This window comes from Brevundimonas sp. (assembly GCF_013912005.1).
In the GTDB taxonomy this organism is placed as follows: Bacteria; Pseudomonadota; Alphaproteobacteria; order Caulobacterales; family Caulobacteraceae; genus Brevundimonas.
In genome coordinates, this window is sequence record NZ_JACESB010000004.1 from 41,644 (window position 1) to 67,683 (window position 26,040).

The 26,040-nt window shown below is 71.2% G+C and carries 23 protein-coding genes; 7 read left to right on the forward strand and 16 right to left on the reverse strand.

Annotation, left to right across the window (positions count from 1 at the left end; translation table 11 throughout):
• Window positions 1-97 precede the first annotated feature (97 nt).
• Window positions 98-973, reverse strand: a complete 876-nt coding sequence (locus tag H2038_RS04425) for a branched-chain amino acid aminotransferase (RefSeq protein WP_292109551.1) — start codon at window positions 971-973, stop codon at window positions 98-100.
• Between the two features lie 64 nt (window positions 974-1,037).
• Here H2038_RS04425 and H2038_RS04430 point away from each other — a divergent pair, with 64 nt between their 5' ends.
• The 3 genes from H2038_RS04430 (at window position 1,038) to H2038_RS04440 (ending at window position 3,693) form a co-directional block, all read left to right on the forward strand.
• Window positions 1,038-1,769 (forward strand): response regulator transcription factor, encoded by a 732-nt coding sequence (locus H2038_RS04430; RefSeq protein WP_292109553.1) that lies wholly within the window; start codon window positions 1,038-1,040, stop codon window positions 1,767-1,769.
• Between the two features lie 7 nt (window positions 1,770-1,776).
• Window positions 1,777-3,120, forward strand: coding sequence for an ATP-binding protein (locus H2038_RS04435; protein WP_292109556.1), 1,344 nt, complete (start codon window positions 1,777-1,779; stop codon window positions 3,118-3,120).
• Window positions 3,121-3,201: 81 nt separating this feature from the next.
• Window positions 3,202-3,693: a hypothetical protein gene (locus H2038_RS04440; protein WP_292109558.1), complete on the forward strand. Its 492-nt coding sequence runs from the start codon at window positions 3,202-3,204 to the stop codon at window positions 3,691-3,693.
• Here the strand turns inward: H2038_RS04440 and H2038_RS04445 are convergent.
• From H2038_RS04445 to H2038_RS04455, 3 genes are all read right to left on the reverse strand, one after another.
• Window positions 3,690-4,490, reverse strand: a complete 801-nt coding sequence (locus H2038_RS04445; protein ID WP_292109561.1) for a pyrroline-5-carboxylate reductase dimerization domain-containing protein — start codon at window positions 4,488-4,490, stop codon at window positions 3,690-3,692. The two genes, H2038_RS04440 and H2038_RS04445, sit on opposite strands and share 4 nt — an antisense overlap.
• A gap of 4 nt (window positions 4,491-4,494) precedes the next feature.
• The gene (locus tag H2038_RS04450) at window positions 4,495-4,998 is read right to left on the reverse strand and encodes a YbjN domain-containing protein (protein ID WP_292109564.1); all 504 of its coding nucleotides are present in this window, start codon (window positions 4,996-4,998) and stop codon (window positions 4,495-4,497) included.
• A gap of 64 nt (window positions 4,999-5,062) precedes the next feature.
• Window positions 5,063-5,338, reverse strand: a complete 276-nt coding sequence (locus H2038_RS04455) for an accessory factor UbiK family protein (RefSeq protein ID WP_292109566.1) — start codon at window positions 5,336-5,338, stop codon at window positions 5,063-5,065.
• A 166-nt stretch (window positions 5,339-5,504) separates the two neighbouring features.
• Here H2038_RS04455 and lgt point away from each other — a divergent pair, with 166 nt between their 5' ends.
• The 3 genes from lgt to pgeF are packed head-to-tail and all read left to right on the forward strand — an operon-like array spanning window position 5,505 to window position 8,263.
• Window positions 5,505-6,413, forward strand: a complete 909-nt coding sequence (gene lgt, locus H2038_RS04460; protein WP_292109569.1) for a prolipoprotein diacylglyceryl transferase — start codon at window positions 5,505-5,507, stop codon at window positions 6,411-6,413.
• A gap of 4 nt (window positions 6,414-6,417) precedes the next feature.
• Window positions 6,418-7,491, forward strand: a complete 1,074-nt coding sequence (locus H2038_RS04465) for an SAM-dependent methyltransferase (protein WP_292109572.1) — start codon at window positions 6,418-6,420, stop codon at window positions 7,489-7,491.
• A 1-nt stretch (window position 7,492) separates the two neighbouring features.
• Window positions 7,493-8,263: a peptidoglycan editing factor PgeF gene (gene pgeF / locus H2038_RS04470; RefSeq protein WP_292109575.1), complete on the forward strand. Its 771-nt coding sequence runs from the start codon at window positions 7,493-7,495 to the stop codon at window positions 8,261-8,263.
• Here pgeF and lpxC read toward each other — a convergent pair whose 3' ends face one another.
• Together lpxC and ftsZ are read right to left on the reverse strand one after the other, a co-directional pair.
• Window positions 8,264-9,169, reverse strand: coding sequence for a UDP-3-O-acyl-N-acetylglucosamine deacetylase (gene lpxC, locus H2038_RS04475; protein WP_292109578.1), 906 nt, complete (start codon window positions 9,167-9,169; stop codon window positions 8,264-8,266).
• A 208-nt stretch (window positions 9,170-9,377) separates the two neighbouring features.
• Complete coding sequence (gene ftsZ / locus H2038_RS04480; RefSeq protein WP_292109581.1) at window positions 9,378-10,976, reverse strand: cell division protein FtsZ; 1,599 nt, start codon at window positions 10,974-10,976, stop codon at window positions 9,378-9,380.
• 338 nt (window positions 10,977-11,314) lie between these two features.
• Here ftsZ and H2038_RS04485 point away from each other — a divergent pair, with 338 nt between their 5' ends.
• On the forward strand, window positions 11,315-13,336 hold the full coding sequence (locus tag H2038_RS04485) for an alpha/beta fold hydrolase (protein ID WP_292109584.1): 2,022 nt from the start codon (window positions 11,315-11,317) through the stop codon (window positions 13,334-13,336).
• A gap of 434 nt (window positions 13,337-13,770) precedes the next feature.
• Here the strand turns inward: H2038_RS04485 and H2038_RS04490 are convergent, their stop codons facing one another.
• The 10 genes from H2038_RS04490 to H2038_RS04535 all read right to left on the reverse strand — a co-directional run bounded on the left by H2038_RS04490 (window position 13,771) and on the right by H2038_RS04535 (window position 25,961).
• A complete protein-coding gene (locus H2038_RS04490) occupies window positions 13,771-16,755 on the reverse strand; it encodes a TonB-dependent siderophore receptor (RefSeq protein WP_292109587.1) in 2,985 nt (994 codons plus the stop codon).
• A 206-nt stretch (window positions 16,756-16,961) separates the two neighbouring features.
• Window positions 16,962-18,284 carry a cell division protein FtsA gene (ftsA, locus tag H2038_RS04495; RefSeq protein WP_292109590.1) on the reverse strand — a complete coding sequence of 441 codons (1,323 nt, stop codon included), beginning with the start codon at window positions 18,282-18,284 and terminating at the stop codon, window positions 16,962-16,964.
• Between the two features lie 4 nt (window positions 18,285-18,288).
• A complete protein-coding gene (locus tag H2038_RS04500) occupies window positions 18,289-19,053 on the reverse strand; it encodes a cell division protein FtsQ/DivIB (protein WP_292109592.1) in 765 nt (254 codons plus the stop codon).
• A 107-nt stretch (window positions 19,054-19,160) separates the two neighbouring features.
• Complete coding sequence (locus H2038_RS04505) at window positions 19,161-20,099, reverse strand: D-alanine--D-alanine ligase (RefSeq protein ID WP_292109595.1); 939 nt, start codon at window positions 20,097-20,099, stop codon at window positions 19,161-19,163.
• A 133-nt stretch (window positions 20,100-20,232) separates the two neighbouring features.
• On the reverse strand, window positions 20,233-21,159 hold the full coding sequence (gene murB, locus H2038_RS04510; protein WP_292109598.1) for a UDP-N-acetylmuramate dehydrogenase: 927 nt from the start codon (window positions 21,157-21,159) through the stop codon (window positions 20,233-20,235).
• Window positions 21,156-22,586: a UDP-N-acetylmuramate--L-alanine ligase gene (gene murC, locus H2038_RS04515; protein ID WP_292109601.1), complete on the reverse strand. Its 1,431-nt coding sequence runs from the start codon at window positions 22,584-22,586 to the stop codon at window positions 21,156-21,158. Before murC ends, murB begins: the two co-directional genes overlap by 4 nt.
• Window positions 22,587-22,662: 76 nt before the next feature.
• Window positions 22,663-23,331, reverse strand: a complete 669-nt coding sequence (scpB, locus tag H2038_RS04520; RefSeq protein ID WP_292109605.1) for an SMC-Scp complex subunit ScpB — start codon at window positions 23,329-23,331, stop codon at window positions 22,663-22,665.
• The gene (locus H2038_RS04525) at window positions 23,328-24,149 is read right to left on the reverse strand and encodes a ScpA family protein (RefSeq protein ID WP_292109608.1); all 822 of its coding nucleotides are present in this window, start codon (window positions 24,147-24,149) and stop codon (window positions 23,328-23,330) included. Before H2038_RS04525 ends, scpB begins: the two co-directional genes overlap by 4 nt.
• 34 nt (window positions 24,150-24,183) lie before the next feature.
• Window positions 24,184-25,236, reverse strand: a complete 1,053-nt coding sequence (gene nagZ / locus H2038_RS04530; RefSeq protein ID WP_292109611.1) for a beta-N-acetylhexosaminidase — start codon at window positions 25,234-25,236, stop codon at window positions 24,184-24,186.
• Window positions 25,233-25,961, reverse strand: a complete 729-nt coding sequence (locus tag H2038_RS04535) for an SPOR domain-containing protein (protein ID WP_292109613.1) — start codon at window positions 25,959-25,961, stop codon at window positions 25,233-25,235. The genes nagZ and H2038_RS04535 overlap by 4 nt, the downstream gene beginning before the upstream one ends.
• Window positions 25,962-26,040: the final 79 nt, after the last annotated feature.

Below are 26,040 nucleotides of genomic sequence, written 5' to 3' on the forward strand. Positions count from 1 at the left end.
GGCATCGCCCCCGGCACCCGCCTCTTTGAACCCGCCCCCGGAAGCGTGGCAAGCGGACAAACGCAGGCGTCTGCGTCTCCCCCGGCGAAGACCGGTCTCAGCCGCCGCGCACGAGCCGGCCGTAGTCCTCCATCAGCCCCAGCGTCAGGGCTCCCGGCGTGAACCGGTACTCCCCGATCTCGCTCACCGGCGTCACCTCCGCGGCGGTGCCGGTCAGGAAGCACTCGGAGAAGGTCGCCAGCTCCTCCGGGCGGATGTGGCGCACGATCACCTCGATGCCCTTCGTGCGCGCCATCTCGATCACCGTCTGACGGGTGATGCCGTCGAGGATGGCGTCGACGGGCGGCGTGTGCAGCACCCCGTCCTGCACGAAGAAGACGTTGGCGCCGGTCGCCTCGGCCACATAGCCGCGCCAGTCCAGCATCATGGCGTCCGCGAAGCCGCGCTTCTCGGCCGCCGTCTTCGACATGGTGCAGATCATGTACAGGCCGGCCGCCTTGGCCGCCGACGGCGCCGTGGCCGGATCCGGCCGACGCCACTTCGCCCACTCGAGCCGGATTCCCTTCGCCTTGACTTCGGGGTCGAAGTAGCTGGGCCACTCCCAGGCGGCGATGGCCACATGCGGCTTGCTGTTGCGGGCGGTGACGCTGACCTGTTCGGCCCCCAGATAGGCCACCGGGCGCACATAGCAGTCCGCCAGCCCCATCCGGGCGCAGGTTTCCTTGCAGGCGGCGTCGATCTCGGCCACGCTGTACGGAAGGTCGAAATCCAGCAGGTTCGCCGACCGCTTGAGGCGTTCCGAATGGGGCGTCAGCTTGAAGATTTCGCCGCCATACATACGCTCACCCTCGAACACCGACGAGCCGTAGTGCAGGGCATGGGTCAGAACGTGCGTTTTCGCGTCCCTCCAGGGTACGAAATCGCCATCCATCCAGATCCAGCCGTCACGATCGTCGAAAGGAACGAAGGCCATTGAAGAACGTCTCCCGCGCAATCTCCGGCGTTAGACCCGCCGCAACCGTCCAGGTCAACGCCGGATGAGCGACGTTCGTCCGCAGGGCCGCTCCGGCCCGATCGCCGGGCCCGGCGCCGGCCGCCACCTGCTGGTCGTCGACGACGACGACCGCATTCGCGAGCTGCTGAAGGAATTCCTGACCCGCGAGGGCTACCGCGTCACCGGCGCGGCCCACGCCGCGGCGGCCAAGAGGCTGATGGAGCTGATCGAGTTCGACCTCGTCGTGCTCGACGTGATGATGCCCGGCGAGAGCGGCTTCGACCTGACCAGCTGGGTCCGCGCCAAGGCCGAGACCTCGAAGACCCCGGTCCTGCTGCTGACGGCCCGGGGCGACCCGGACGACCGCATCGAAGGCCTGTCCCGCGGGGCCGACGACTACATGTCCAAGCCCTTCGACCCGCGCGAGCTGGCCCTGCGCATCGACGCGATCCTGCGCCGCACCGGCGGCAAGCCCCTGACGCCCCGCGAGATCAAGCTGGGCGACGCGGTGTTCGACATGGAGCGGCTGGAGCTGTCCCGCGACGGCAAGCTGCAGCGCCTCACCGAAGCCGAGGCCCAGCTGCTGAAGACCCTGGCGATTCACGCCCACGCCCCGGTCGAACGGATGAGCCTCTCGCCGGACACCGCCGACATCACCGGCCGCGCCGTCGACGTCCAGGTCACCCGCCTGCGCCGCAAGCTGGAGGCCGACCCCAAGAATCCGCGCTACCTCCAGACGGTGCGCGGCGTCGGCTACATGCTGGCCCCGGACTGATCCCGCCGTGAGGCTGCTCCCCGCCAGCCTCTGGCCGCGGTTCCTCAAGCGGCGCCTGCCGACCTCGCTCTGGGGCCGGTCGCTGCTGATCATCGTCCTGCCGGTGCTGGTCATGCAGGTGGCGGTGACCTGGGCCTTCTTCGACGCCCACTGGCAGACCGTCACCGCGCGCCTCTCCGACGGCCTCGCCGGCGACATCGCCTGGGCGGTCGAGAGCTACGCCGACGATCCGACGCCCGCCAACCTGGCGATCATCGCCGAGCGCGCCCAGCGCTCCATGTCCCTGTCGGTGGACCTGCGCGAGGGCGACGTGCTGCCGGAGGAGGCCCGCCGCGGCGCCATCGGCGTCGTCGACCGCACCCTGGAGAGGGCGCTCGCCAACCGGCTGGACCAGCCGTTCTGGTTCGACACCACCCGCTATCCCGCCTACGTCGACATCCGGGTCCAGCAGCCCCAGGGGGTGCTGCGCATCATCGCCCCGCGCGAGCGCGCCGTCGCCACCCAGGCCCACATCTTCGTGCTCTGGCTCTTCGTCGCCACCGTCCTGCTGATGGGCGTCGCCATCCTGTTCATCCGCAACCAGGTGCGCGCCATCGAACGCCTCGCCGAGGCCGCCGAAGCCTTCGGCCGCGGCGAGGCCCGGGAGCGCTTCAAGCCCTCCGGCGCCCGCGAGGTCCGCGCCGCCGCCAAGGCCTTCATGGACATGCGGGACCGCATCCAGCGTCACATCGACCAGCGCACCGCCCTGCTCGCCTCGGTCAGCCATGACCTGCGAACGCCCCTGACCCGTCTCCGTCTCGAACTGGCCCTCGCGCCGCCGTTCAAGCGCGCCGCCGCCATGCGCGGCGACCTCGACGAGATGGAGCACATGATCGACGAGTACCTCGCCTTCGCCCGCGGGGAGGCCGGCGAACCGGCCCAGGACGTCTCCCTGCCCGACCTGCTCGCCCAGGCCGGTGACGACGCCCGCCGCGCCGGCGCCGAGGTCGAGGTCGCCGTTCCCGCCGGCCTGACCGCCACAGTGCGGCCCCTCGCCTTCAAGCGCGCCCTGACCAACCTCGCCGGCAACGCCGCCGCCCACGGCGAGCACGTCCGCCTCAGCGCCCGGCCGCTGGCCTCCGGCGGCGTCGAGGTGGCGGTCGAGGATGACGGTCCGGGCATTCCCGAGGAGATGCACGACGAGGCCTTCCGCCCCTTCTCCCGGCTGGACGCCTCCCGCAACCAGAACCGCAAGGGCGTGGGGCTCGGCCTCGCCATCGCCCGCGACGTCGCCCGCGGCCACGGCGGCGACATCACCCTCGAGCGCAGCGACCTTGGCGGGCTGCGGGCCATCATCCGCCTGCCCGGCTGATCACATTTTGCGGCCCCTCTGGCGAAGCCTGGCGGCGGGCATATCTTTCCGCCTGACCGGGGGGTCAGGAGGAACTGCCTCATGCGTAAATTCGCCTTCCTCGCGCCGCTGACGCTCGCCGTCGCCCTGGCCGCCGCCGCTCAGGCGCAGCCGGCCGCCGTCACCGTCACCCTCGCCCCGGAGTTCGAGAGCGCGGCCGAGGACCTCGGCCGCGCCGACGTGCAGGCGCAGATGGACCGACTGGCCGAGGTCGTCACCCGCGCCCTCGCCGACGATCCCGACCTCGCGGGCGCCCGCATCGAACTGGTGCTGACAGACCTTCGCCCCAACCGGCCGACCACCGGCCAGCTCCGCGACCGTCCCGGTCTGGACCCGGTCCGCAGCATCTCGACCGGCGGGGCCACGATCGACGGCCGCATCGTCACCGCCGACGGACGCGAGCTGCCCGTCCACTACGAGCGGTATTCAGACAGTCTCTCGGACGTCTACGGGGTCGGAGTCTGGCATGACGCCGAACGGGCCTGGCGCGGCCTCGCCGCCAATCTCGAAGCCGGACGCTACGTCCAGCGCTAGAAGCTGCGGGCGCGGCTGACGGCCGCCTGGACCGCGGCGGCGGCCGCCCGTTCCAGGTCACCGGACTCGCGCATCGCGTCCAGCCCGGCCCGCGTCGTCCCGCCGGGCGAAGCGATGCGCCCGATGAGCTGGTCGAGCGACGCCCCGGTCTCCACTCCCGCGCCCGCCGATCGCAGCGCGCCGCCGGCCAGGGCGGCCGCCGCGTCGGGAGAGAGACCGGCGGCGACGCCGGCGCGAGCCATAGCCTCCACAAAGGCGTAGATGAAGGCGGGTCCGGAGCCGGCCACCGCGGTCGCCGCGTCCATCTGGTCCTCGGCGTCGAGGACGACCGTCGCGGCCACCGGCCCGAACAGGGCGCGCGCCGCATCCGACGCCCCTGCGTCCCCGGACCAGAGGGCGGCGACGCCCCGCGCCTGCGCCACGGCCGTTGTCGGCATCACGCGCGCGACCGGGCGACCCGCGACCGCGGCGATGCGGGCGGCCGGAACGCCGGCCATCACCGACACGATCCGGGCGTCGGGGCCAAGGTGAGGCGCGAGGGGCCCGAGGGCGGCTTCCCAGACGGCCGGCTTGACCGCGAGCGCCACGACGTCCGCGCCGGCGAGAGCCGCCGGATCCGGGTTGATCCGCGCGCCGGCGGCCCGCGCCCTTTCGGCGGCCGGCTTCTCCGACGGCGTCAGGACGATCAGGTCGGCGGCCCGGACCGCGCCGGTGGCGAGCCAGCCTTCCAGCATGGCGGAGCCGAGGCGGCCGCACCCCACCAGGGCGACGACCGGCGGCTTCCGGGACGGGGTCACCGGATCAGGCCGTGCCGACGGTCTCGAACAGGCAGGCGTCGATCGCCTCCTGCGGCCTCTTCGAGCCCCGGATCATGAAGTCGAAGGCGGGGTAGTAGCGATCGGCCGCCTCGACCGCGGCGTCGATCATCGATGCGGCCTGGGCCAGCGTCGGGCGCTCGCCGAGCGGCAGGGCCAGCGAGTGACGGAAGACGATCTCGCCGTCCTCGGCCCACACCTCGAAATGGCCCATCCAGGTGCGCTGGTTGATCAGGCCGACCAGTTCATAGGCCGCAGCCCGCTTCGCCTTCGACGCCTGCAGGTCCAGCGCGCAGCACAGCTGCAGACAGTCCCCCTCGGGCCGCCAGGCGAACCACAGCTCATAGTCCTTCCAGTCCCCGGCCAGCGAGAAGGCGAGATCGCCCTCGTCGGTGCGGTCGAACGGCAGGTTTTCCGCCACCAGCACATGCTCGACCACGTCCAGCGGGTCGTGGGGCGTGTCGATTTCCTCGGGCCGGGCGGCGTCCATCAAGTCGTCTCCGGGCGCGACTCACGCCCACTCGTTAAACGGTAGGCGGGTTCGCAGATTCGGCTCAACCGGCTGCGTCCTGCGGGGGAACGGCCGCTGTGGACGTTCCCTTTCGGGGCGTTTTGGCCGCCTTCAGCGTCGCCACCTCCGCGCGCAGCGCCGCGACCTCGGCCTTCAGGGCGTCCAGTTCGTCGCGGCGCACCAGATCCATCTCGGCGGCGAAGCGGTCGGCCTGGGCGCGGAACGCCGTCTTCGCCTCCTCGCCGGCGGCCTGCGCCAGGCCCATGGCCCCGGTGGTCAGTTTGGCGAACTCGTCGAGGATGGGATTGCGCGTCTGCATGGGGACTCCGACTCGCGCGAAGGCGCTGTTAAGGATGGTTGCCGGATATGGTGAACGAAACCTTGCCGTCCATGCCTTCGCCGTCGCCGAAACGCTACGGATTTTTCGGGGACTGGAGCAGAGACGCTTGCTAAACGTCGCGTGAGAACCCGCCGCAGGAGCGCCCGTGCAATTCCCCGAGTTCGATCCGGTGCTGTTCAGCATCGGTCCGCTGGACATCCGCTGGTACGCCCTCGCCTACGTCGCCGGCATCGTGCTGGGCTGGTGGTACGCCGCCCGGCTGGCCAAGGCCGAGGCCCTCTGGGCGCCGAACCGGCCCCCGGTGACGACCCGCCAGCTGGACGACCTGGTGCTGTGGATCACCCTCGGCATCATTCTCGGCGGACGGCTGGGCTACGGCCTGTTCTACCAGCCGTCGCTGTACGGCCAGCTGTTCACCGGCGACGGCTTCGCCGAGCGCTTCGCCCTGTTCCGCCTCTGGGACGGCGGCATGTCCTTCCACGGCGGCCTGATCGGCGTCTCCCTGGCCATCGTCCTGTTCGCCCGCCGCAGTGGCGTTCGCCTGCTCAGCCTCGGCGACCTGGTGGCGCCGGTGGTGCCGCTCGGCCTCGCCTTCGGCCGGCTCGCCAACTTCATCAACGGCGAGCTGTGGGGCCGCGAGACGACCGTGCCCTGGGGCGTCAACTTCTGCAGCCAGCGGGCCCGGGAGCTCTACGGCCAGACCTGCCAGTTCATCACCGACAGCGGCCACGTGGTCGGCCCGGGCGACGTGGTCCGCCACCCCAGCCAGCTCTACGAGGCCGGGCTCGAGGGGATCGTCCTGTTCGCCGTGCTCTGGCTCGCCGTCCACAAGGCGAAGCTGCTGGCCAAGCCGGGCTACGTCACCGGCATCTTCCTGTTCGGCTACGGCCTGGCCCGGGCCTCGCTCGAGAACGTGCGCCAGCCCGACGCCGGTCTCGAGAACCTGCCGCTCGGCCTGACCATGGGCATGATCCTGTCCATCCCGATGATGCTGATCGGCGCCTGGCTGGTCTGGCGGGCGTGGAGCCGTCCGCCGGTGCGCGCCGGCGGCTGATCCGGTGAGCCTGAAGCAGCGTCTCGCGCGGGAGATCGCCCTCACCGGCCCGATGAGCGTGGCCGACTTCGTCACGCGCTGCCTGCATGATCCGCAGGACGGCTACTATGCGACGCGGCCCGCCATCGGAGTCGGCGGCGACTTCATCACCGCGCCGATGGTCAGCCAGATGTTCGGCGAGCTGATCGGTCTGTGGGCGGTCGAGCTGTGGCGCCGCCTCGGCGCGCCCGAGCGGGTGCGGCTGGTCGAGGTCGGCCCCGGCGACGGCACGCTGATGGCGGACGCCCTGCGGGCGGCCCGGCTGGACCCGGACTTCCTGCGCGCCGCCGACCTGGTGCTGATCGAGCCGTCCCCGCCCCTGCGCGAGGCCCAGGCCCGGATGCTGGCCGACAGCGACGTCCACCCCCGCTGGGTGGCCTCCCTGGACCGGGTCGAGACGGACGCGCCGGTCATCCTGATCGCCAATGAGGTGCTCGACTGCCTGCCGGCCCGTCAGTTCGTGAAGACCGGCGACGGCTGGATGGAGCGGCGCGTCGGCGTCGATGACGCCGGCGGCCTCGTCTTCGGCCTGTCCCGGATCACCGGCGGCTTCACCCGCCCCGCCTACCCCGTGGACCCGGGCGGGACCGTGGAGATTTCCGAACAGCAGGCCGTGTTCGGGCGCGAGGTCGCGGCCCTGGTCAAGGCCGCCTCCGGCGCCGCCCTGCTGATCGACTACGGCCGCGCGCGGCCCGAGGCCGGCGACACCCTGCAGGCCCTGCGCCGGCACCGGAAGGTCGATCCCCTCGAAAGCCCGGGCGAGGCCGATCTGACCCAGTGGGCCGACTTCCCGACCGTGCTCGAGGCCGCTCTCCACGCCGGTGCGGATGTCACTGGCTGCCTCGACCAGGGGGCGTTCCTGCGGCTGCTGGGCATCGAGCACCGGGCCGCGGCCCTGAAGGCGGGCCGCCCCGACGCCGCCCCCGTCATCGACCGCCAGCTGGACCGCCTGACCGCGGACGACCAGATGGGAACCCTGTTCAAGGCCTGCGCGATCTTCTCCCCGCGCAGCCTGGCCGTGCCCGGATTCGAGTCCTGAGATGGCGCTCCAACCCGTCACCCATCCGCTGCTGGACCGCGCCGGCGTCCGGCACGGCTTCTTCACCCGCCTCGGCGGCGTCTCGACCGGACTGTACGACAGCCTGAACACCGGGGTCGGCTCCAGCGACGATCCGGCGGCCGTCGCCGAGAACCGTCGCCGGATCGCCGGCCACCTCGGCGGGACGGCGGACGACCTCGCCGCCTGCTACCAGGTCCACTCCGCCGTCGCGCGGGTGGCGAAGACCGGCTGGAAGGGCGAACGCCCGGAGGGCGACGCCAGCGTCACCGCCGCGGCCGGCGTGATCTGCGCGGTGCTGACCGCCGACTGCGCCCCGATCCTGCTGGCGGATCCCGAAGCCGGGGTCGTCGGCGCGGCGCACGCCGGCTGGAAGGGGGCGCTGGGCGGGATCATCCCCGCCACGGTTGCGGCCATGGAGGCGCTCGGCGCCCGGCCGGCCCGGATGGCGGCGGTCGTCGGGCCCTGCATCGCCCGCGACAGCTATGAGGTGGGGGCCGACTTCGAGGCGCGGTTCGAGCACCAGGCCCCGGGCAGCGGCCGGTTCTTCACAGCCGGGGCGTCGGCCGACAAACGGCTGTTCGACCTGCCGGGCTTCGTGCTGTGGCGGCTGGAACAGGCCGGCGTCGGCGAGGCGGCGTGGACGGGCGAGGACACGCGGAGCGACGCGGCGCGGTTCTTCTCCAACCGCCGGGCCTTCCTGGAGGGGGAGCCGGACTTCGGCCGCCAGATGAGCGCGATCCGGGCGGGCTGATCAGCCGGCCAGGGCAAACTCCGGCGTGCGGGTCACCTCGCGCCAGGCCTGCGGATTGGCCAGCAGCGCGCGGACCAGCAGGTTGTTGATGGCGTGGCCCGCCTTGACGCCCTCGTAGCGGCCCAGCAGCGGCGCGCCCAGCACATACAGGTCGCCGATGGCGTCCAGCGCCTTGTGCCGCACGAACTCGCGCTCCATGCGCAGCCCGCCGGGGTTGAGGATCTGGTCGCCGTCGATGACCACCGCGTTCTCAAGCGAACCGCCGCGGGCCAGACCGGCCTTGCGCAGGGCCTCGACCTCATGGGCGAAACCGAAGGTGCGGGCGGCCATGATCTCGTCGCGGAAGGTCTGCTCGTCGACGACGAAGTCCACCACCTGGTTGCCGATGACGGGGGTCGGGAAATCGATCTCGAACCGCATCTCGTAGCGGTCGCAGGGCAGCAGGACGGCCGACTTGTCGCCCTCCTCCACCCGGATCGGCTCCAGAATCTCGATGTAGCGGACCGGCGCCTCCTGGCGGCGGAAGCCGGCCCGGTCCAGCAACCGGACGAACGGCAGGGCCGATCCGTCCAGGATCGGCAGCTCCGGCCCGTCCACCTCGACCACGGCGTTCGACACGCCCAGGGCGGCGAAGGCCGCCATCAGGTGCTCGATCGTGGAGAGGCGCACCCCGGCGCCGTTCTCGATCATGGTGTTCAGGCGCGCGTCGACCACAGCCTCGCCGGACACCGGAATGCGGTTGTCGCGATCGGTCACATCGGCGCGGACGAAGACGATCCCCGTTCCGACCGGCGCCGGACGGACGGCCAGACGCACGCGGTCGCCCGTGTGCACGCCCACGCCGGCGATGATCGCCGGCGCGACGGTGGTCTTCTGGTGATGGTCGTTCCGGACCGACAATCTCATACTCACTACAGCTTGCGCCCCGCCTCTGCGTGCGGAGTTCGCCCCATGGTTTCCTTAACGGCCGGTCCGCCAGCGGAAAATGAAAGTCGGGTTTCGGATTGTTTCGCCGGCGCCCGCGGCAGGCCGGCGTCCGCCTCGAGCGGCGGTCAGCGAAAAGGGCGGCCCGGAGGCCGCCCTTCCCTGTCGTCGGCTGTCGGCTACGTCGGCCCTAGTTGGCCAGTCGCCGCAGGAATGAAGGAATCTCCAGATCGTCTTCGGCCTCGCCGGGCTCCGGCTGCTGCGGCGCCGGCTGATACTGGCTGGTCGAGCGCATCTCCGTCTGGCGGGACGGGGCGGAGGGGTAGGTCGGCTGGGACTGCTGGCGCTTGCGGCCGAACAGGCTCCAGCCGCTCTTGCGGTGGTCGCGCTCGTCGTACTCGTCATACGCCGGCTCGTCGCGCGCCGGCGTCGGGGCCGGAGCCGCGGCCGCGGGACGGTCGAGATAGAGCTCGCCCTGGGCTTCCGGCAGGGCGGTCCGCGCGGCGGGGCGCGGGGCGGCCTCGAACTCCTCGACCCACGGATCGACGATCGGCTCGAGCTTGCGCTCCTCGGCGACGTGGATCACCGGCTCGGGGCGCGGTTCCGGCGCGGCCGTGCGCGCGCCGAAGGTCGGCTGGGCGGGCTGGAAGCTCGGAACGATCGGCGCCGGCTCCTCGACCCGCGGCGCGGGACGGGGGCTTTCGGCGCGGACCGGTTCGGCGCGGGGCGCTTCGGCGCGCGCCGGAGCCTCGGCGCGCGGGGCGGGGGCCGGGCGGCGGGTCTCGAAGGCGGTTCCGGCGACCGGCGGGGTCTTGGCGGCGGCCAGGTCTTCCATGCCGGTGGCGACCACCGAGACCCGGATCTTGCCCTCGAGCTGCGGGTCGAAGGCGGCGCCGAAGATGATGTTGGCGTCGGCGTCCACCTCGCCGGCGATGGCGTTGGCGGCCTCGTCGACCTCGAGCAGGGTCATGTCCATGCCGCCGGTGATGTTCACCAGCACGGCCTTGGCGCCCTTCAGCGAGGTCTCGTCCAGCAGCGGGTTGGCGATGGCGTTCTGGGCCGCCATCAGGGCGCGGTCGTCGCCCGAGGCTTCGCCGGTGCCCATCATCGCCTTGCCCATCTCGGACATCACGGCGCGCACGTCGGCGAAGTCGAGGTTGATCAGGCCCGGCAGGATCATCAGGTCGGTGATCGAGCGCACGCCCGAGTGCAGGACCTGGTCGGCCATGCCGAAGGCGTCGGCGAAGGTGGTCCGCTCGTTGGCGACGCGGAACAGGTTCTGGTTCGGGATGACGATCAGGGTATCGACATAGCGCTGCAGCTCGGCGATGCCGGCCTCGGCCAGGCGCATGCGGTGACGGCCCTCGAAGGTGAAGGGCTTGGTGACCACGCCGACGGTCAGGATGCCGCGGTCGCGGGCGCACTTGGCGATCACCGGCGCCGCGCCGGTGCCGGTGCCGCCGCCCATGCCGCAGGTGATGAACACCATGTGGGCGCCGTCGAGGTGGCTGAAGATCTCCTCCGCGGACTCTTCGGCGGCGTTCATGCCGACTTCCGGGTGGGCGCCGGCGCCGAGGCCCTGGGTGATCGTCTCGCCCAGCTGGATGCGGCGGTCCGTCTTGGCGAACGACAGGTGCTGGGCGTCGGTGTTGGCGACGACGAACTCGACCCCTTCAAGGCCGGCGTCGATCATGTTGTTGACGGCGTTGCCGCCGGCGCCGCCGACCCCGAAGACGACGATCCGGGGCTTCAGTTCCGTGGATTGCGGACGCACCAGCGAGAGAGACATTTCGTTCCGACCTTGAATTCCGACCCTGCCCTGCAGTCACCGATGCGAAAGCCCCGCCGAATCGCATTGGTTATGAGCGCGTTAAGGAAACACCCTTCCTGCTTAAGGGAGTGTTACCGGATAGGCCGAGTCGGCCGGCGGGACACGGAAAAGATTAAGCTTTGCCACCGATCCGGGACGCGCCCGCAGGCGCTGCGGACCGTCTGCGCAGGAGCGCGCGGACGACCGCCCGGAATCTCCTCGGCGCCGCTGCAAACCGTTGCAGAACGGAAGAATTCTTGTTTCATAGTCGGGACACATACGGTCGCGGAACCGGCCGCGCCGGAGGGGGAAATTCAATGAAACTGTCCACACTTGCGGGCGTGGCCGCCGCGGCTTTGCTGGCCGCGCTGCCGGCGCCCATCGCCGTCGCGCAATCCGCCGGGGCGCCGACGCCGCCGACCATCGAACAGCTGGCGGCCTACCCGACCTTCTCCAACTTCACCGTGTCGCCCGACGGTCGCCAGATCGCCGCGATCCAGTCGCGGGGCGAGGAGCGGGCCGTGGTCGTCTGGGACGCCGCGGACCTGAGCAAGCCGCCGCGCGTGCTCGGCTCGCGGCACATGAAGCTGCAGGGCGTCAGCTTCATCAAGAACGACATCCTGGCTGTTTCGGCCTACCAGCTGTTCGACTGGGGCTCGACCAAGACGTTCCTCGGCAAGCTCTACCTGACCAATGTGAGCCGGGGCGGCTGGAACGACCCGCTGACTTCGGTCCCCACCCGCTCGCGCAGCGAGGAGGAGCAGCTGCAGCGCTCGAGCGCGCGGGTCCTGAGCACCCTCCCCGGCGATCCGGACCACTTCCTGATGATGGTCGCGGGCGACGTCTACAAGTATAACGTCCGCACCAACCGCTCCGAGCGGATCCTGCGCTCCGGCGACCGTGTGAACGACTACGACGTCGACCTGCAGGGCGTGCCGCGGGCCCGGTCCGTGACCGGCCGCGACGGCCAGGGCTTCTACGTAGCCACGGAGTTCGGCGACGGCGCCGGCAACTGGACCGAGCACGTCCGGAACTATGTGAAGGATCGGGAAGTCTTCTCCGTCGCCGGCTTCTCGGCGGATCCGAACATCGCCTTCGTCATCTCGAACCGCGGACGGGACAAGGCGGCGATCTACGAATACAACATCGCCACGCGCCAGCTTGGCGAGATCGCCTTCTCGCACCCGCTGTTCGAGGCCACCGGCGTCTCGGTGTGGAGCATTCCCGGAGAGAATTTCGGGGAAGTCGCGTCCTTCTCGTACGCCGGCCTGCGCAACGAGAGCTTCGCGGTGATGCCCGAGCTGGAGGCGATCCGCACGGCGGTGGAGGGGACGCTCGGCATCCGCCCGACGCCGGTCGCCATCGTCGACCCGGAGAGCGGCGAGGAGCGGACGATCCCCTATAACGTCGGGCGCTACGCCCGGATCGTCACCGCGTCCGACGACCTGAACACCGTCATCATCTGGGCCGGCGGCCCGAACGATCCCGGCGCCTATTACCTTCTCAAGAACCGCACCAATCTGAGCGTCCTCGCGCGGCCGCATGAGGAGATCAATCCCGCCAGCCTCGGTGCGAGCACCGTCGTCACCGTCGAGGCGCGCGACGGCCTTCGCTTCCCCGCCTTCCTGACCCGCCCGTCCGAGGCGCTGTACGGACCGGGACCGCACCCGCTCGTCGTCCTGCCCCACGGCGGTCCGTGGTCGCGCGACGACCTCGAGTGGGACGGCTCGATGTGGCCCCAGCTGCTCGCCTCCCGCGGCTACGCGGTGATCCAGCCGCAGTTCCGCGGGTCCTCCGGCTGGGGCAAGCGGCTGTGGATGGCCGGCGACCGCGAGTGGGGCCAGAAGATGCAGGACGACCTCGACGACTCGGTGCGTTGGGCCATCCAGAACGGCGTCGCCCAGCCCGAGCGGGTGGCGATGTTCGGCTTCTCCTACGGCGGCTACGCGGCCATGGCCGCGGCGGTGCGGCCCAACGGGCTGTACAAGTGCGCCATCTCGGGGGCCGGGGTGTCCGATCTGAGCCGGATTTCGCGCGAGCTCCTGTCCAACCCCTACGCCCGCGAGGCCCAGCGCGAGACCATCGCCGGACTCAGCCCGGCCCAGGCCGCCGGATCGATCAGCATTCCGATCATGCTGTACCACGGCGAACGGGACCAGACCGCGCGGATCGAGCACTCCGAGTGGTTCGTCAATGCGGCGCGCGCGAGCGGCCAGGACGTGCAGTTCAACCGGCTGGACGACTACGGCCACGGCAACGCCTGGACCCGCGAGATCATGGCGCAGCAACTGCGCCTGATCGACGACTACTTCCGCGAGGGCTGCGCCGGCGGGCTCTGATCCCCCGGGCGGACCAACGCCACAAGGGCCTCGCTCCTCCGGGAGCGGGGCCCTTTTTCTTTGCGCCGCGGGCCTCAGCCACGGTCGCGCCCCGGCCTGCCGACCAGGCGGTCCCCGCCGCCCGTCTGCGCCCCCGGCGTCACCGTCGCCGGAGGGCGCCGCTCTCGCGCCGCCTGCAGCGCCGGGCAGCGCCGCCTCATCCGCGGCGGCGGCAATCCCTTCGTCCGGGGGCCGCACCCGCCCCGCCCGCAGGCCGGAGATTCCGGCCGCGGCGGCGCCGGCACAGCCGCAGGGCGCGTCGAGCGGCTGCGCCGGGGCCTCGCCCGAGGTCCCCTCACGGCCGCCGTCGCCTCCGGCCGGGCTGCCCCCGGGGTGCAGGCAAAGAAAAAGGGCGGCCCTTGCGGGCCGCCCTCCAGTCAGTTCTGTCGTCCGGATCAGAAGGTCCGGCCGATCCCGAAGAACACCCGACGGCCGCGCATGTCGTAGCCGCTGAGCGCCGCGGTGCCGAGGCGGAACTCGCCGGTGTTCACCGCCGGCGGCCGCTCGTCCCACAGGTTCTGGATACCGGCCCGGAACGTCCAGTCGTTGACGCGCATGCGCACCGACGCCGTGTGGATGGTCGTGAACTCGGTATAGTACTTGTAGTAGGCGCAGTAGTTGTTGGCCGCCGAGCAGTCAGCGCTGCTGATGCCGTTGGTCAGATCGGCGTAGCGCGAGTTGGCGAACACATGGCCGCCCGCTTCCTCCACGTCCGAACCGCGACCGATGGCGTCGATGCCGTAGAACCAGGTGAGATCGCCCTGTTGCAGGGTGAAGTTCAGGTTCCCCGCATAGGCCGGGCCGTTGTAGTTGAACGTGTCGCCCAGGTAGTCTTCCTCGACGCCGCCCAGCAGGTTGACGTGATCCTCGAGCTTCCAGGTGTGCTGGCTCTCGATGGTCAGGTCGCCGAACGGCAGCTCGTGGTTGTAGCGGAAGGCCAGGTCGATGCCGCGGCTCGTCTGCTCCGCAATGTTCACGTAGCTGTTGTCGACGGTCAGGATGTAGAAGTTCGTCGGGTCGCGAGTGAACAGCGAACAGAAGTCGGTGTTTCCACGCAGGCACTGCTCGATGATGTTGTAGCCGCCGAACTGGTCCACCTGATCGTGGATCGCGATGTCGAAGTAGTCGACCGCCACGCTGAGGTCGATGAACGACGGGGTCCAGATGAAGCCGACGTTGAAGCTGTCGGCCGTTTCGGCCTCGAGGTAGCCGGCGCCGCCGATCGAGGAGACCGCCGCGCTGCTGCCGCCGACGGCGGTGTATTGCGCGGGGATGCCGAGGGCCGCGCAAGCCGTCTGGATCTCGGTGTCCACGCCGCTGTCGGTGTAGTCATAGCAGGGGTCGACAGCCGACTGACCGCTATAGCCGACCTGGGCGCCGAGGTAGAGTTCGTACAGCGCGGGAGCGCGGAACGAGGTGCCGTGGCTGGCCCGGATGCGGTATTCCGGCGTGATCTGCCAGTTCGCCGAGATCTTGTAGGTCTCGCTCGAACCATAGCTGTCGTAGTTCGACAGGCGGCCCGAGAGGTTCAGGGTCAGGTCCTCGGCGAACGGAGCCGCGCGCAGGATCGGCAGTTCGATCTCGGCGAAGGACTCGGTGATCGCGTCCGAGCCGGTCGTGCGGCCAGCGGAGGTGAACAGGGCGACGTTCCGGTTCCGGGCCTGGTAGCCCGGGGTGTCGTCGATCTCTTCCTCGCGGTACTGGAAGCCGAAGGCCGCGCCCACGTCGCCGGCCGGCAGGCTGAACAGGCGGTCGGTGGTGATCACGCCTTCGATGTAGGCGTAGTCATAGGTCGTGGTGTGGTCTTCCTCGAAGAACAGGAAGTTGCGCTCGGCGTCCGTGAACTGCCCCAGCAGAATGCGCTCGGACATCCACGGAATGCCGCCCGGCAGGTCGGCGCAGTTGAAGTTCGAGAAGTTGCCGCCCGCCGGATTGTTGGTGCAGGCCACGCCGGGGCTGTTCAGCGCCAGCAGACGGTCGAGGTAGATACGCGGACCGTTGTTGTAGACGCCGTCCGACAGCGAGTACTGGGCGTAGACGTCCCAGTCCCAGTCGCGCCCGAAGGCCGGGGCCTGGCCCCGCAGGCCGACGACGCCGCGGTAGTAGTCGATTTCCTGCGCCGAGCTCGACTCATAGGCCGTGACGGTGACGGCGTTGACCCCGAGGGTGTTGTTCGGGTTGCTGGCCGGCAGAACGTTCGAGGCGCCGAACAGGATGTTCCGCTGCGCGAAGTTCTGGAAGATCTGGGCCGCGCCGTTCTGCTCCGAGGAGCGGCGGTTGTACAGCAGCTCGGTGTAGATCTCGGCGTCCGGGCTCAGATCATACCCGCCCGTGAAGGTCAGGGTGAAGCGCTCGCTCGGGCTGATCACCGTCGCGCGGTTCCAGATGTCCGAGTCGTAGGGCCCGTAGAGGTAGGTCCCGGGATAGCCGGCGCGGCCCCAGCGGGCGAACCCCTGGCCCGCCGCGATCGCCGGCGCGTTGTTGCCCGGAACCGCGTAGTTGTAGGCGCCGCCATAACGGGAGATCGGCACCAGGTTCATCGTACCGCCGAGCGCGGCGGGGAACGCAGCCTGGATGTAGCCGTTGGCGAGGTTGTAGCACTTGTAGTCGCCGGTGCGCGGATCGATGTAGTCGAGGCGACGGCTCTGGTCCGGCGAGAACAGGTAGTCCGCGGCGCAGCCCGTGTCGTCGCGATCTTCGCGGCGCAGCGCCCACTGCTTGTAGAATTCGCCCGAGACGTTGAAGTAGCCGTTGTCGAAGGTGCGGCCCCAGGTCGCGTCGCCGCGGACGATCTCGCCGCCGCCCTCGACCGTCTGGGTGGTCGCGATGTTGAAGGCGCCGCCGTCGAGGTTGCGCTTGGTGATGACGTTGATCACGCCGGCCACGGCGTCGGAGCCGTAGATCGACGAGGCGCCGTCCTTCAGGATGTCGAAGCGCTCGACCTGCGAGGCCGGGATGACGTTCAGGTCGAAGGCCTGCACCTGGCCGCGCGTACCGGCCGGACCGGCGCGACGGCCGTTCAGCAGGGTCAGGGTGCGCTGCGCGCCGAGGCCGCGGAGGGCGACCAGCTGGGTGCCGCCGCCGCCGGCGGTGACATAGCCCGTCAGCTGGTCGTTCCACTGGAACGAACCGGCCGCGAGGCTGGAGCCTTGCAGGGTCGCCGCGGCGTCGATGTTGCCCTTCAGTTCCTGCTGCTCGGTGGTGATCACCTGGATCGGCTGGGCGCTGGTGAACTCGTTGCGGCGAATCCGCGAGCCGGTGACCACGACCTCGTCGAGGCGGGTGCCGGTCTGCTGCTGGCGCTCAGACTCTTCCGTCTGCGCCGGCTGCTGGGCGGTCGTGGTGGCGGTTTGCGCCAGGGCGGCCGACGACAGAGCCATAGCCCCTGCCAGAATGGTCGTCCCGAAAAGGTGCTTGCGCTGGAGAAGCATGGATTGGAGGCCCCCAAAACGAGAGAAAGATGGGCGCCTGAGCGCACCCATTGCCGCCAGCATTAATGGGGCCGGCGGACCGCACAAGCTTCCTGAACCTATTTTGACGCCTTCAGGTCACGAATGTTACAATCAGGACACAGTTTGGACGCGGTTCAGAGATTTTCCCGCAACCACCCCGCCGCCCGCGCGACGAGCCCGCCGGAATGGGCCCGCGGCGCGTCGGCGGCGGTGATCTGGCGGGACATCAGCTTGCGGGCGGAGACGGCCTCGCGCGGGCCGTAGGCGGCGCGCAGCAGGACGCCGGCGGCCGAGCAGAAGGCGGGGCCCGAGGCGGCGTCGGCCAGGTGGGGCGCGCGCTGGGGCTTGCCCAGCCGCACCGGACGATCGAACACCCGCACCGCCAGTTCCCGCACGCCGTTCAGCTGGCTGGCCCCGCCGGTCAGGACCAGGCCGGCGCCCGGCTCCAGCCCGACGCCGGCGTTACGCAGGCGGTCCCGCAGCAGCTCGAGGGTTTCCTCGACGCGGGGCGCGATGACGGTCTTCAGCATGGCGCGCGGCACCACCACCGGGCCGGCCGAGGGGTCCTCGCCGCGCGGCGGCGCCTCCAGCATCTCGCGGTCCTCATTGGCCGACGCCATGGCCGAGCCGTGCAGGGTCTTGAGGCGCTCCGCCCCGGCGCGGGAGGTGGACAGGCCGCGGGCGATGTCGGCGGTGACGTGGTCGCCGCCGACGTTCAGCGACTCGATATGCAGCAGGCTGCGGCCGCCCCAGACGGCCGCCGAGGTCGCCCCGCCGCCCATGTCGATGCAAACGCAGCCGAGGTCCATCTCGTCGTCCTCAAGGGCGGCGAGCGAGGAGGCCACCGGCGCCGCCACCACGCCCTGCAGGTCGAGGTGGGCCAGCTCGAGGCAGTGGCCGAGGGCGGTGAAGGCGCTTTCGGCCATGGAGACGACCAGCAGGTCGAGGCCGAGCGAATGGCCGCGCATGGCCCGGGGATCGTGCACCCCGCGCGCCCCGTCCACGGACCAGGCGATGGGCAGGACGTGGATCGGCCGCCGGTTCGGCAGGCGAATCTGGGCCAGCGCCATGCCGATGGCGCGCGCGAGATCGGCGTCGCCGACGGGATTCTGGCCGAGCGACACCCGCGCCTGCACCCGATGGCTGGCCATCTGGCCGATCGCCGTGGTGACCACGACGCCGGAGACCGGGGCGCCGGCGGCGCGTTCGGCGCGTTCGACGGCGTGGCCGATGGCCTGGGCCGCCTCATCCATGTTGACGATGCCGCCGCCGCGCACGCCGCGCGACTGGACGTGGCCGGCGCCGGCCACCCGGATGGTGCGGTCGGCGTGGCGGACGCCCTCCGGCTTCATGATGAAGCAGCCGACCTTGGACTGACCCAGGTCGAGGGCCGCCACCACGGGCGCGCGGCCGGCCGCGCTGCGGGCTTCGCTGGTTCTGTCAGGCGTCCGGGCCATTCCTTCAAGCGTCTCCGGCCGACGGTCGCACCGCGACCTGATCGGGGGTTCTGAGGTCGATGCGGGCGAAGCCCAGCTCCAGCAGGCGTTCGCGCTGGTCGAGGGCGTCGAGCTGGATCAGGGCCGCCTCGGCGTCCGTGGCCGGCAGCTGGATCAGGCTGCCGTCCTTCAGGCGCAGGTCCCAGCGCCGCTCGTCGACGCGGACCAGCGCCTCCATGCGCGCCTGCAGCCGGGGCCGCTGGGCCAGCAGGGGCAGGATCTCGGCCGCCGCCTGTTCGGCTCCCTTGCCGACCACGAGCGGCAGCGCGGGATAGCGGCCGGGGTCGGCGCCGCGGATGATCTGGCCCTGGCCGTCGATCACCCAGGCGCGGCCGCCGGTCTGCCACACCGCCAGGCGGTCGTGCTCGGTGACATCGACGATCAGGGTGTCCGGCAGCAGGCGCACGACGCGGGCGGAACGGACCCAGCCGACCTGTTCGACCCGCTCGCGCACCGCGTCGAGGTCGATCGAGGTCATCGGCTGGCCGGCGGGCAGCTGGACGGCGCGCTGGATGTCGCGGGTCGCCTCGGGGCTCTCGCCCTCGATGAACACCTTCTCCAGCTTCAGGCCGAGACCGACGGCGACGCCGTCGACGCCGCGGCTGAACGAGGCGCCGATGCGCTCGGCGCGGGCGCCGGTCGCCAGCAGGGCGGCGAGAAGGAGACCGCCGGCGGCGATGGAGATGACGACGGCGCGGGGCGAGAGGTCGAGACGGCCGATCGCCGCCATCTTGCCGGGGATGGCCGAAGCGTTGCGCGGCGCGCGGCCGCGGCCCTGCGGGCGGGGAGCGCCGCGTCGCGCAGGTTGACTCGCACTCTGTCGCCGACCGCCGCGAACTACCGCGGGCATGAGGCGTCCTCCACCATCCACCGGACCAGGTCTCGATACCCAATCCCGACATGGGCGGCCTGCTCGGGGGCGAGCGAGGTCGAGGTCATGCCGGGTTGGGTGTTGACCTCCAGAAGAACGAGAACGTCGTTAAGATCGTCATAACGGAAGTCGGATCGGGAAACGCCCCGGCAACCAAGAGCGGCGTGGGCGCGCTCGGCCTGGCGCAGCGCCGCCTCGAACACGTGCGGCGGCAGCTCGGCCGGCAGCTTGTGGACGGATCCGCCGGGCGCGTACTTGGCCTCGTAGTCGTAGAAGCCCTTGACCGGCGTGATGTCGGTGACCGTGAGCGCGCGCGGCCCCGCCGCCTCCCCGATCACGGCGACGGCCAGCTCCTTGCCGGGGATGTAGGGCTCGACCATGACCTGCTCGCCGTAGGCCCAGTCGGCGGCGCCGACCTCGGCCTGCGGACCGTTGGCGCCTGCGGGAACGAGGAACACGCCGACGGACGAGCCCTCGGCGTTGGGCTTGATCACATAGGGCGGCTCGAGGACGTGGCGGCGGGCGACCTCGAAGCGGTCGTAGAGACCGCCGCCGGGCACCGTCACCCCGGCCGCGCGCAGCACAGCCTTTGACTTGTCCTTGTCCATGGCGAGGGCGGAGGCCAGCACGCCGGAGTGGGTGTACGGGATCTGCAGGGTCTCGAGGATCCCCTGCACGCAGCCGTCCTCGCCCCAGACGCCGTGCAGGGCGTTGAAGGCGACGTCGGGCCGGAGGTCGGCGAGCACCCCCGCCAGGTCGCGCCCGGCGTCGACCCGGGTGACCCGGGCGACCTGCCCTTCCAGCGCGTCGGCGCAGCCCCGGCCGGAGTCGAGGGAAACCTCCCGCTCCGGCGACAGCCCGCCCATCAGGACGGCGACGTGCAGCTCGGACAGGGGGCGGTTCATGAGGGGCTCCGGAACAGTCGACGGAATGCGCCGATCGTCCTTAACAGCGCGTCAACCAACGGAAGGTGCTAGGGGCTAGGGATTAGGTTCTAGGGGAGTTGGAGGAAGAGCCGTCGGGACTAAACCCTAGCCCCTAGCCCCTAGAACCTGGAACCTGGACCTGCTTCCGGCCAATGCGCCGGATCTCCCAGTCGAGCTGGATCCCCGTCTTCGCCAGCACGTCGGCGCGGACGGCCTCGCCCAGCCCCTCGATGTCGGCGGCGGTCGCCTCGCCGGGGTTGATCATGAAATTCGAGTGCAGTTCCGAGAACCTGGCCCCGCCGCCGGTGACGGCGTGCAGCCGGCCGCGCCATCCGGCCTCGTCGACCAGCTTCCAGGAGGAATGGCCCTCGGGGTTCTTGAAGGTCGACCCGCCGGTCTTCTCGCGGATCGGCTGCGTCTGCTCGCGTCGGGACGTGATCTCGTCGATGCGCGCCTGCACGGCGGCGGGATCATCGGGCGTCCCGCGGAAGGTCGCCTCCAGCCAGATGATGTCGGCCGGCGCCTCCGAGTGACGGTAGGTGTAGCCGAAGTCGGCAAGGTCGTAGTCGACCCGCTCCCCCGTCCGCCGCAGGCCCCGCGCCGAGACCAGCACGTCCTTCGTCTCCGAGCCGTAGCAGCCGGCGTTCATGGTCAGGGCGCCGCCGATCGTGCCCGGGATGCCGGCGTAGAACTCCAAGCCCGCGATCCCGGCCTTCGCGGAGGCCCTGGCCACCATGGAGTCCAGCGCGCCGGCGCCGGCGGTGATGGTGTCGCCCTCGGCCGTCACCTGCGCCCACGAGCGGCCGGCGAGGCGGATCACCACGCCCTCGACCCCGCCGTCGCGGACGATGACGTTGGACCCGACGCCGAGAATGGTCACCGGCACGGCCGGATCGAGCGCCCGGAGGAAGTCGGCCAGGTCGTCGGCGTCCGCCGGAATGAACAGGGCGTCGGCGGCGCCGCCGACCCGGAACCAGGTGTAGGGGCCGAGCGGCTCGTCGCGGAGCAGCTTGCCGCGGGCTGCGGGCAGGTCGATCACGCGAGCGCCTCCAGTTGCTCCGGCAGGGCGTAGGCCCACTGGGTGATGTCGCCGGCGCCGAGGCAGACGACGAGGTCGCCCGGCTTCGTCTCGGCGCGGATCACGGCCGGCAGGGCGTCGACCCCCTCCAGCGCCTGCACCGAACGATGGCCGAAGCGGCGGACGCCCTCGACCAGGGCGTCCTTGTCGACCCCTTCGATCGGGGCTTCGCCCGCCGGATAGACGTCGGCGACGATCACCGAGTCGGCGTCGGAGAAGCAGGTCGAGAACTCCTCCATCAGGTCGCGCAGGCGGGTGTAGCGGTGCGGCTGGACGACGGCGATCACGCGGCCCTCGGCCACCTGGCGGGCGGCCTTCAGCACGGCGGCGATCTCCACCGGGTGGTGGCCGTAGTCGTCGACGATGCGGACGCCGTCGACGACCCCGGTGGTGGTGAAGCGGCGCTTGACCCCGCCGAAACCGGCGAGGCCGGCCCGGATCGCCTCGTCCGAGACGTCGAGCTCGCGGGCCACGGCGATGGCGGCCAAGGCGTTGGAGACGTTGTGCCAGCCCGCCATCGGCAGGTGCAGCCCGGTGATGCGGATCGGCTCCTCCAGGGCGGCGAGCCCCTGCTGCTGGATGACCACGTCGAAACGGGCGCCGTCGGGGCGCATGTCGCAGTTCTCGGCGCGGACCATGGCCTGCGGGTTGAGGCCGTAGGTCACCAGCCGCCGGTTGTCGATCGAGGCGACCAGCCGCTGCACCTCGGGATGGTCGAGACAGACGGCGGCGAAGCCGTAGAAGGGGATGTTCTCGACGAAGTCCACGAACGCCTTCCGCACCCCGTCGAAGTCGCCGTAGTGGTCGAGGTGCTCGGGGTCGATGTTGGTGACGATGGCCACCGTCGACTTGAGCCGCAGGAAGCTGCCGTCGCTCTCATCCGCCTCGACCACGATCCAGTCGCCGTCGCCGACCTTGGCGTTGGTGCCGTAGGCGTTGATGATGCCGCCGTTGACGACGGTGGGGTCGAGCCCGGCGGCGTCCAGCACCGCGGCGACCATGGAGGTGGTGGTGGTCTTGCCGTGGGTGCCGCCCACCGCGATCGAGAATTGCAGGCGCATCAGCTCGGCGAGCATCTCGGCGCGCCGGACCAGCGGGATGCGGCGCTCGCGCGCGACGACCATCTCCGGGTTCGAGGGCTTCACGGCGGTGGAATAGACCACCGCCGACACGCTCTCGCCGACGTGGGCGGCGTCGTGGCCGATGAAGATCTTCGCCCCGAGCTTCTCCAGCCGCTCGGTGTTGGCGCTGGCCTTCGCGTCCGAGCCCTGCACCGCATAGCCGATCTTGAGCATGATCTCGGCGATGCCGCTCATGCCGATGCCGCCGATGCCGACGAAGTGGACGGGGCCGATGTCGAAGGGAACGGGGCGGAGGCGTGCGATCATCGCAGCCGCTTAGCAAGGCTTGACGCCGAATGCATCACCTTGCCCCCCGCCTGCCGCGGCGGGAGAGGCACAGTCCCTATCCGCGGTCCTCGCCCACGAAGTCCTGGGCGAACTCGGGGGCGTCCTCGTCGCCGGGGAGCAGCGGAGTCTCGTCCTCGTCCGAGGCGCGGGTGGGATCGGGGACCTCGAAACCGGCGGGGATCGAGAGGTCGAGCAGGCCGGCGGCCTTCATCTCCTGCACGCCCGGAAGATCGTACAGGCTGGCCAGGCTGAAGTGTTCGAGGAAGCGGTCGGTGGTGCCGTAGGTCACCGGCCGGCCGGGCGTGCGCCGCCGGCCCTTGAGCTTCACGAAGCCCATCTCCAGCAGCAGGTCGAGGGTGCCCTTCGACAGGGAGACGCCGCGCACGCTCTCGATCTCGGCGCGGGTGCAGGGCTGGTGGTAGGCGATGATGGCGAGGGTCTCGAGCGCAGCCTTCGACAGGCGCCGGGGCTCCTCGCGCTCCTCGGTCATCATGAAGCTGAGATCCGGCGCGGTGCGGAAGCGCCAGCGGTCGGCGACGCACTCCAGCTCGACGCCCCGGCCCTCGTAGCGGGCGCGCAGGGCGGAGATGGCCCCCCCGACATCGGCCCCTTCCGGCAGGCGGCGGGCGATCTCCGCGGCCGACAGGGGGCCGGCCGCGGCGAACAGCAGGGCCTCGACGCGACGCTCGATCTCGGCGTGATCGGGCGCGAACTGCAGGCTCACGGCGTCAACTCCAGAGGCTGGCCCCGCCCGCGGCGCTTGAGGAAGACGTCGGCGAAGGGTTCGGCCTGTTTCACGTCCATCGCCCCCTCCTTCACCAGCTCGAGGCTGGCCGACAGGGTGGAGGCGGTATAGCTCGCCTGGGACGGCCCCTCCGGGCCATGCCGCTCGGGCGCGATCCGGTCCAGCGGCGTCCACTGCTCCAGCCGCGGCAGCACCTCGCGCAGCCAGTCGCGGGCGGCCTCGAGCGCGAAGGCCTCGACCCGCTGGGTGGGATTGTAGCGGCGCTGCTCCTCGCGACGACGCTGCTGCACATAGGCGGCCATCAGCTCGTACAGGCTGGCGTCGATGCGGTCCGAAGGGACGATCACCGTGGCCTCGGGGTCGCCGCGGGTGAAGACGTCGCGCTTCAGCTGGGGCCGGGACCGGAGCGCTTCGACGGCCTTCCGCATGGCCTCGAGCTTCTGCAGCCGGAAGGCCAGGGCGGCGGCCATCTCCTCGGCCGGCGGCTCGTCGCCCTTGCCCTTGTCGGCGCGGGGCAGCAGCAGGCGCGACTTCAGGTAGGCCAGCCAGGAGGCCATGACGAGGTAGTCGGCGGCGAGCGAGAAGTTGCGCCGCCGGGCCTCGTGCACGAAGGCGAGATACTGTTCCGCCAGCCGGGTGATCGACAGCTTGAGCAGGTCGACCTTCTGGGTGCGGGCCAGCGCCAGCAGGACGTGCAGCGGACCCTCGTAGCCCTCGAGATCGACCACGAAGGCGTCGCGCGCGTCCGCCTGCTCGACGGCGGAGAAATCCAGGTTGGGCTGGAAGGCCTCGGTCATGCGGACGCCCCGCCATGCTTCGCGGCGCCCGGGGTCATGCCTGCGCCTCCCCGACGTCCGGCCCGCGGGCGGCGTCGAGGCGGCCGCTCATCAGGGCGTCGAAGCGGGCGCGGGCCGCCAGCGGATCGAACGGCTCCGGCTCACGCACGATGCGGGCCAGGGCCGCCTCGGCCCGCTTCTTCGACCCGCCCTTCAGCCGCCCGACCCCCTCGGCCACGGCGCGCATCTCGGCGAGGTCGCCGTTGCAGTGCAGGACGACGTCGCAGCCGGCCTTGAGGGCGGCCTCGGCCCGTCCGGCCAGGGAGCCGGACAGCGCCTTCATCGACAGGTCGTCGGTCAGGATCAGCCCGCCGAAGCCGAGCTCCCGGCGCATCAGCTTCAGCGCCTTCCGCGAGGTGGTGGCGGGGTGTTTCGGGTCGATGGCGTCGAAAACGACGTGGGCGGTCATCGCCAGCGGCATGTCGGACAGGGCCCGGAAGGGGGCGAAGTCCCAGGCCTCAAGGTGGGCGAGATCGGCGTGAACCACCGGCAGGTCGTGGTGGCTGTCGGCGAAGGCGCGGCCGTGGCCGGGCATGTGCTTGATCACTGGCAGGATGCCCCCGGCCAGCAGGCCTTCGGCGGCGGCCCGGCCGAGTTGGGCCGCCGTGGCCGGATCCCGGGCGTAGGCGCGATCGCCAATGATGTCGTGGGCGCCCGGCACCGGCACGTCGAGCACCGGCAGGCAGTCGACGGTGACGCCGGCCTCGCGCAGGTCGTGGGCGATCAGCCGGGCGCCGAGCCGCACCAGCTCGCGCGCGGCCAGCGGGTCGTTGGTCGCCTTCAGGAAGGCGTCGGCCGGCGGGTATTTCGGCCAGTGCGGCGGGCCCATGCGCTGCACCCGGCCGCCCTCCTGGTCGATCAGGACCGGCGCGTCGGTCTCGCCCAGGCAGTCGCGCATCTCGGCGGTCAGGGCGCGCAGCTGGTCCGGGCTGTCCACGTTGCGGCGGAAGACGATGAAGCCCCACGGCCGGGCGTCGGCGAAGAAGGCCTTCTCCTCCGCCGTCAGCCGATGTCCGGAGACTCCGTAGATCGCCGCCGAACGGGTCACCGGACGATGCAGTCCCCGCCCGAGGCCTTGATGGCGTTGCACAGGCCGGCGGCCTGCTCGCGGCTGAGGCCGGACACGGTGGTGCGGTAGACGGTCGAGCCGTTGGAGGCGGTGACCTCCTGGACCCGGCGGCTGGCGCCCTGGGTGAACTGCGAGTAGCGGCCGACGATGCGGTTGTACTCGCTCTCCGCGAGGTTCGGGGTCGAGAAGGCGCCGATCTGGACGCCGGCGCTGCCGCCGGCCGGGACGGGCTCGGCCTTCTTCTCCGGGGCCGGCGTGGCGGGCGTCGGGCGGGACGGAACGGGCTCCGGCGCGGCGGCGGCCGGGGCGGGACGGGGCTGCACCTCTTCCGGCGGCGGGGTGAAGGTCGGCGGCGTCGCCGGCGCCTCGACGTCCTCGTAGACGTCGATGCCCTCGGCCGGGTCGACAGGCTGGGCGTCGACCGGCGCCTCGACCTTCATCTCGCCGACAGGCGTCCCCACCGCGGGCGGAGCGTCGTCGGACGAGCGGGGCCCGGCCCGGTAGTAGACCACGACGGCGATGATCAGCAGCAGCAGGACCGCGGCCGAAATGATCAGGGTCAGGGGCGGCGCCTTGCCGCCGCCGGCCGCGGGCCGGCGGGCGTCGTACCCCTGGCGCTCGAACGGCAGGTCGTCGTCGGTCGGCGGCGTATAGGCGCCGCGGTCGCGGCCGGGGTTCGGGCGATAGGGATCTTCGTGGGACATGGCCGCGCCTTCGAGTCGGGTCGACGGCGCGAATCGACGCGCCGGACAACCATCCTAACCGCCCCGCCCCGCCTTTCGA

Excerpts from the sequence above, each read along its gene's own strand:
- H2038_RS04450 (WP_292109564.1), bottom strand. The coding sequence starts at position 4,998 with ATGGACGCCGCCCGGCCCGAGGAAATCGACACGCCCCACGACCCGCTG.
- H2038_RS04430 (WP_292109553.1), top strand. The coding sequence starts at position 1,038 with ATGAGCGACGTTCGTCCGCAGGGCCGCTCCGGCCCGATCGCCGGGCCC.
- H2038_RS04440 (WP_292109558.1), top strand. The coding sequence starts at position 3,202 with ATGCGTAAATTCGCCTTCCTCGCGCCGCTGACGCTCGCCGTCGCCCTG.
- H2038_RS04455 (WP_292109566.1), bottom strand. The coding sequence starts at position 5,338 with ATGCAGACGCGCAATCCCATCCTCGACGAGTTCGCCAAACTGACCACC.
- ftsZ (WP_292109581.1), bottom strand. The coding sequence starts at position 10,976 with ATGTCTCTCTCGCTGGTGCGTCCGCAATCCACGGAACTGAAGCCCCGG.
- H2038_RS04485 (WP_292109584.1), top strand. The coding sequence starts at position 11,315 with ATGAAACTGTCCACACTTGCGGGCGTGGCCGCCGCGGCTTTGCTGGCC.
- ftsA (WP_292109590.1), bottom strand. The coding sequence starts at position 18,284 with ATGGCCCGGACGCCTGACAGAACCAGCGAAGCCCGCAGCGCGGCCGGC.
- H2038_RS04500 (WP_292109592.1), bottom strand. The coding sequence starts at position 19,053 with ATGGCGGCGATCGGCCGTCTCGACCTCTCGCCCCGCGCCGTCGTCATC.
- H2038_RS04535 (WP_292109613.1), bottom strand. The coding sequence starts at position 25,961 with ATGTCCCACGAAGATCCCTATCGCCCGAACCCCGGCCGCGACCGCGGC.
- lpxC (WP_292109578.1), bottom strand. The coding sequence starts at position 9,169 with ATGAGATTGTCGGTCCGGAACGACCATCACCAGAAGACCACCGTCGCG.
- H2038_RS04525 (WP_292109608.1), bottom strand. The coding sequence starts at position 24,149 with ATGACCGAGGCCTTCCAGCCCAACCTGGATTTCTCCGCCGTCGAGCAG.
- pgeF (WP_292109575.1), top strand. The coding sequence starts at position 7,493 with ATGGCGCTCCAACCCGTCACCCATCCGCTGCTGGACCGCGCCGGCGTC.
- H2038_RS04490 (WP_292109587.1), bottom strand. The coding sequence starts at position 16,755 with ATGGCTCTGTCGTCGGCCGCCCTGGCGCAAACCGCCACCACGACCGCC.
- H2038_RS04425 (WP_292109551.1), bottom strand. The coding sequence starts at position 973 with ATGGCCTTCGTTCCTTTCGACGATCGTGACGGCTGGATCTGGATGGAT.
- murC (WP_292109601.1), bottom strand. The coding sequence starts at position 22,586 with ATGATCGCACGCCTCCGCCCCGTTCCCTTCGACATCGGCCCCGTCCAC.
- H2038_RS04505 (WP_292109595.1), bottom strand. The coding sequence starts at position 20,099 with ATGAACCGCCCCCTGTCCGAGCTGCACGTCGCCGTCCTGATGGGCGGG.